This is a genomic window from Fulvivirga lutimaris (assembly GCF_009711525.1).
Lineage (GTDB): Bacteria > Bacteroidota > Bacteroidia > Cytophagales > Cyclobacteriaceae > Fulvivirga > Fulvivirga lutimaris.
The window spans coordinates 1-4387 of sequence record NZ_SMLV01000182.1 but is presented as its reverse complement, the minus strand read 5'-3'; the positions used below and the strand labels follow the sequence as shown (position 1 = coordinate 4387).

Sequence of the window (4387 nt, the reverse complement as noted above, 5' to 3'; positions counted from 1 at the left end):
TCAGAATATCATTGATAGTAGGAGTCAGGTGATGATCTGGTATAATTCCTCTGTTATGGTGCGTATTTGGTTTTACATCCAGAACGTACTTTATTGTGGGCACATATACTGTAATATTTGAATGCGGTAATGTTGTGGAAACAGAACCTCCTGAGTTGTTGCCGTAGTATCCACCGCCAGTTTCTTCACCAATAAATGTAGCTCTGTCATTGCTTCTTGTGACAGCACAGAATTCGGCCGTAGTAGAAAAACTGTAGCCATCTGTAAGAATATAAACCTTGCCTTGGAAGTTATTGGGTTGGGGGTGCTGAAGCCTTAGGTTAGAATGATCAGCAGTAGTTAATTGCCTGCTGGAATTGTGCAAGGATTTATAATAGCTAAAATCCTGATCCGTTAAGTAGCTATATAACAAGGAACCATAGGTATCCCTTCCGCCTCCATTTCCTCTTAGGTCAATTATAAGCTTTTCACTTCCACTATCCTTTAACTTCTTAAAGGCCCCTTCAAGGAAATCAGTATAATTCTCATTCTTATTTCTGATAGAATAGTAATCGAAGGATTTTATCGTAAGAATGCCAATGTTGTCATCACGAAAGGAGAAGTCAAGAAGTTTTTGTGGAGGATTGTATTCATTCTTGCAATTCATTGCTGTCATTGTCTCAGCATCAACCAATGTTGATTGTATATTTCCAAGCTCATCTTTATAGGTGATATTGAAGTTTTCTCGCTCTCCGTAGTGCATAAAATAGTAGAAGGAAAATTTGACGCTCAGGTCTCTGTATTTATAGGAGGTGATGGCACCATCAGAGCTAATGTAATTGAATAATCTTTTTCTAATGAGGTCAATTTTTTGACCATTGATTGTTAAAATTTCATTACCTGCTTTTATTACATCAGAAGAAGAACAAATTGCATAAGCCTTGTTTTCTAAAAACCGAACTTCAATAGGGAATAGCAGTGCTTGATTGGTAATGTATGAGTTGAATTCATCCGATGCCCTACTACGCAGATGCCCATCTTGAAGAGCACTAATAAGAAATTTAATCTGGACATAGAAATCTGTTACTGTTCTTGGCTCGGACAATGATAAAAGGCAGCTGTCAAACAACTGGTTGACCCTCTTCTTTTCGATATATCTGTCGAGAGCCGGATGTGTTTTCCATAAGGCATTCCTAAAAACCAGAAAGTCTTCTTTTAATTCGTCAGTGGAGAGTAACTTAAGACCCGAGGTATTAGATTGACCGGAGGTGCATTGGACGCTCGTTAGAATTAAAATAAATAACAGAACTTTATGCATGGAGCTTCATTTTAATGTAACATACCCTCATCACGGAAATAAGATTCGGATTTTCTGTTAAAGGGTTAGCACAGGGCTAACCGGAATTTTATAGTTAAAAAGTGGACAGCATAGTTAGTCTTGTTATAGTGTTTTAATACTTCAATATTACAAATTACGATGAGTATCAAAAGTGAGATAAGTCAGTCTGCAAAATGTGCATAACAGAGTAGAATTACTTGATCAGAACATGATACATCTACATTGTTACGATGTATCTTTAAATATTGAATTTCAGTAGCTATGAATGATAGAAAAACCACCAACACATTACTTTTGATTCTTGTTATTCCTGTGGTGTTTTATCTGCTTAAAACGCTGTCTTTTATCTTCATTCCACTGTTCTCTGCTATGTTTATTGCCTTGCTTTTTTTACCAATGATGAGATGGTTTAAAAGGAAGGGCGTGCCGAAAATTTTGAGAATTGTTATCGTGCTACTGATTCTTGTCTCCTTTTTTAAGATTGGTGGAGAATTGATTAAGCTTTCCAGTCGAGAGATTTTAACGACTGACAATGCGTTTTTTGAAAGGGCAAATGATAAACTTACTTTGTTAGTGACCAAGGCTGAAATGTTCTTCGGTTTTGATTTTTTACAGGGAGAGGGTATGCTGCGTTCAATAATTAAAAAGGACACCATTATAAAAAATTTCGCACCAACGGTCGGTTTTATAGCCAATACTTTATCCATGACGCTTACTACTGTATTCTTTGTAGTGCTTCTGCTGGCGGGCTCTCTTGATATGCAAAAGGTATTGAATAATACCCTTCTGAAACACCACTTTTCATCGGTCAAAACCTTCATGAAGATAGAACGAGACCTCATTAAGTTTATTAAAGTAAAGTTCTTTGTAAGCCTATGTACTGGGGTGGGTATTGGTATTGCTTGCTGGGGGTTTGGCATCAGCTTCCCCATCTTTTGGGGCCTGTTTGCCTTTGCTATCAATTTCCTTCAAATGATTGGTTCGGTAATTACGGTCGTGCTTCTGGCTATTTTTGCTTTTGTGGAAATAGAATCTGCCTCCATGCTATTTTTATTCGTGCTGATTACAACAGGAGTTCAGGTTATTTTTGGAGCGATTTTAGAGCCAATTTTCATGGGAAAATCATTTTCCATTAATGTAATCGCTATTTTGATAATGTTAATGCTTTGGGGCTATATCTGGGGAATACCGGGTTTGATCATGTCTATTCCAATCACTGTATTGCTCAAGCTACTTGCCGAGCAGTTTAAAAACACGCAAATCATTTCTGAATTACTCTCTGGTAAGCCAAGAGATGTTCTGTAAGTAAAGTCTTATACTTACTGTATGCTCGGACTACAAATTCCGAAGAGCATGAAATATACCTTTAACCTTTGTGTGTTTTTTTATTTCAAGGCATCTAGTAGGCCTTCATTTGCCTTTATTATTTTAGCTTCAATACTGTACATATCTTCCATTACTGAAATAATGCCCTTTTGATTTCCGCTATAAACCACTTCAACAGCGTGATCATTTGTTTTAATATAATTTTCAATTAGGGAATTGACACTGCTGAGTTTTTCTACCAAGTTCATATCCATTTTTACAATGGTCTCAGTTGCTTGAGCCAGATTGTAGGAACGATTACTCAACTCTGGTGATTTAATTTCTATATTCCCTACTCCCAATAGTTTAATGGTATCATTCTCAACTACAATGTCAAACACTCTTTTGTCTAATACCAAAACTCGATTTGACTCCTCCTGCAATACTAATACCCTTTCATAATAGTCTTTAGAACCAAAAATTAATGAAGTTCTGAAATACTCCGCCAAGTCGTTATTGTTGTTAACATCCACAGGAAAGTCAGATGTAGGGCTTGACAATAATTCATATGTATTGGAATAAAGCTGCTGTAATAAATTACCCCGATATGTATGAGATGCCCTAACAAGCGAATCATTTTTAATCGTTTCTTGTATGATGGATGCTTTAACCTTTACCAGGTTCTCATTTATAGATAGGGATTCGCGCCAGCTATTTAAAATCAAAGCCAGTATTACAGCAAACACTACCGAAATGAACTCTAAGATTAGCTGCTGTTTGTTTATTGACTTTTTCATAAAAGGTTGAATTGTTTTGGTTAATGCATTACCCTGCTCAAATGTGATATATGCCTTCTGGTTGATCGGTGGAAAAATAGTGAAATATCCTTAAGCCTACAACGCTTTTACTAAACGGGGTTAGGTATCTGCCGGGCTGTGATCTGGTAATATAAAATGGACAGTCAGTCTGATGATAGTGCTTGGGAATTGCAAATTCCAGAGAGAGGGAAGGGCATGAATCTTGAATTATTATCACAAGCGGACGCTTGCGCTAGTTGGGCTCAAATAATCTAACCAAATAATGCTATACTAGATTGTGTAGTCATTTCATTGTTTTAATTGGCTATCAAGAATTGGTGTTATTTGATCCTGAATTCTTTGAAAAGCATCCTCACCAGTACTGCCTCCTGAAAAGGCATGGATAATTTCTAACTGTTCATTAATAATAAAAGTGGTGGGATATCCCCACCTCAATTTAAAAGTATCTTTGATGAGTTTATCTGCATCGGCAATCTGGTCAAATTGCCATGGCGTATATTGTAATACTTTGATGATATCTTCCTTGGCATCTCTACCTATCGCGAGGTAATTGACCCTTTCTGTTCCGTATTTCATTTTGATCTCATTAAACCCTGGTATTTCTGCCATACAAGGAGCACATGCTGAAAACCAAAAATTCATTATCGTTATTTTACCTTTAAAATATTCTTGGTTTATGGGTGTGCCTCCAATGGATGTTTCATTAATTACTGGTAGAAGATGTCCTGTAATACAGTCAGGGGTAAGTGGAATGAAATTCTCTAAATCTTCAATGGAAACCATTTCTTTCCAACATTGCGCTATTCCTTCTTCGTAAGACGGGGTGTTATTTGATTGACATGCCAATAGAACTAAAATAATTAGAGAAAATTGAATCTTTAGTATTAGGCTCATCATGTTTGCTAACAACGGGTTATGTGCGTTTTTAACCTAAATGTAATTAAAA

At 36.5% G+C, this 4387-nt stretch carries 4 protein-coding genes; 1 reads left to right on the top strand and 3 read right to left on the bottom strand.

Features of this window, described 5'->3' with window-relative positions; translation table 11 throughout:
- A partial coding sequence (locus tag E1140_RS01560) for a S41 family peptidase (RefSeq protein WP_155178336.1) occupies window positions 1-1297 on the bottom strand: 1297 nt, incomplete at its 3' end.
- Window positions 1298-1579: 282 nt separating this feature from the next.
- On the opposite strand from E1140_RS01560, the gene E1140_RS01555 reads away from it, so the two are divergent.
- Complete coding sequence (locus E1140_RS01555; protein WP_155178334.1) at window positions 1580-2623, top strand: AI-2E family transporter; 1044 nt, start codon at window positions 1580-1582, stop codon at window positions 2621-2623.
- An 80-nt stretch (window positions 2624-2703) separates the two neighbouring features.
- Here E1140_RS01555 and E1140_RS01550 read toward each other — a convergent pair whose 3' ends face one another.
- Window positions 2704-3420, bottom strand: coding sequence for a hypothetical protein (locus E1140_RS01550; protein WP_155178331.1), 717 nt, complete (start codon window positions 3418-3420; stop codon window positions 2704-2706).
- Window positions 3421-3729: 309 nt separating this feature from the next.
- On the bottom strand, window positions 3730-4335 hold the full coding sequence (locus tag E1140_RS01545) for a TlpA family protein disulfide reductase (RefSeq protein WP_185153362.1): 606 nt from the start codon (window positions 4333-4335) through the stop codon (window positions 3730-3732).
- Window positions 4336-4387: the final 52 nt, after the last annotated feature.

What these genes read in the sequence shown, in the direction of transcription:
- E1140_RS01555 (WP_155178334.1), top strand. Translation starts at nt 1,580, where the DNA reads ATGAATGATAGAAAAACCACCAACACATTACTTTTGATTCTTGTTATT.
- E1140_RS01550 (WP_155178331.1), bottom strand. Translation starts at nt 3,420, where the DNA reads ATGAAAAAGTCAATAAACAAACAGCAGCTAATCTTAGAGTTCATTTCG.
- E1140_RS01545 (WP_185153362.1), bottom strand. Translation starts at nt 4,335, where the DNA reads ATGAGCCTAATACTAAAGATTCAATTTTCTCTAATTATTTTAGTTCTA.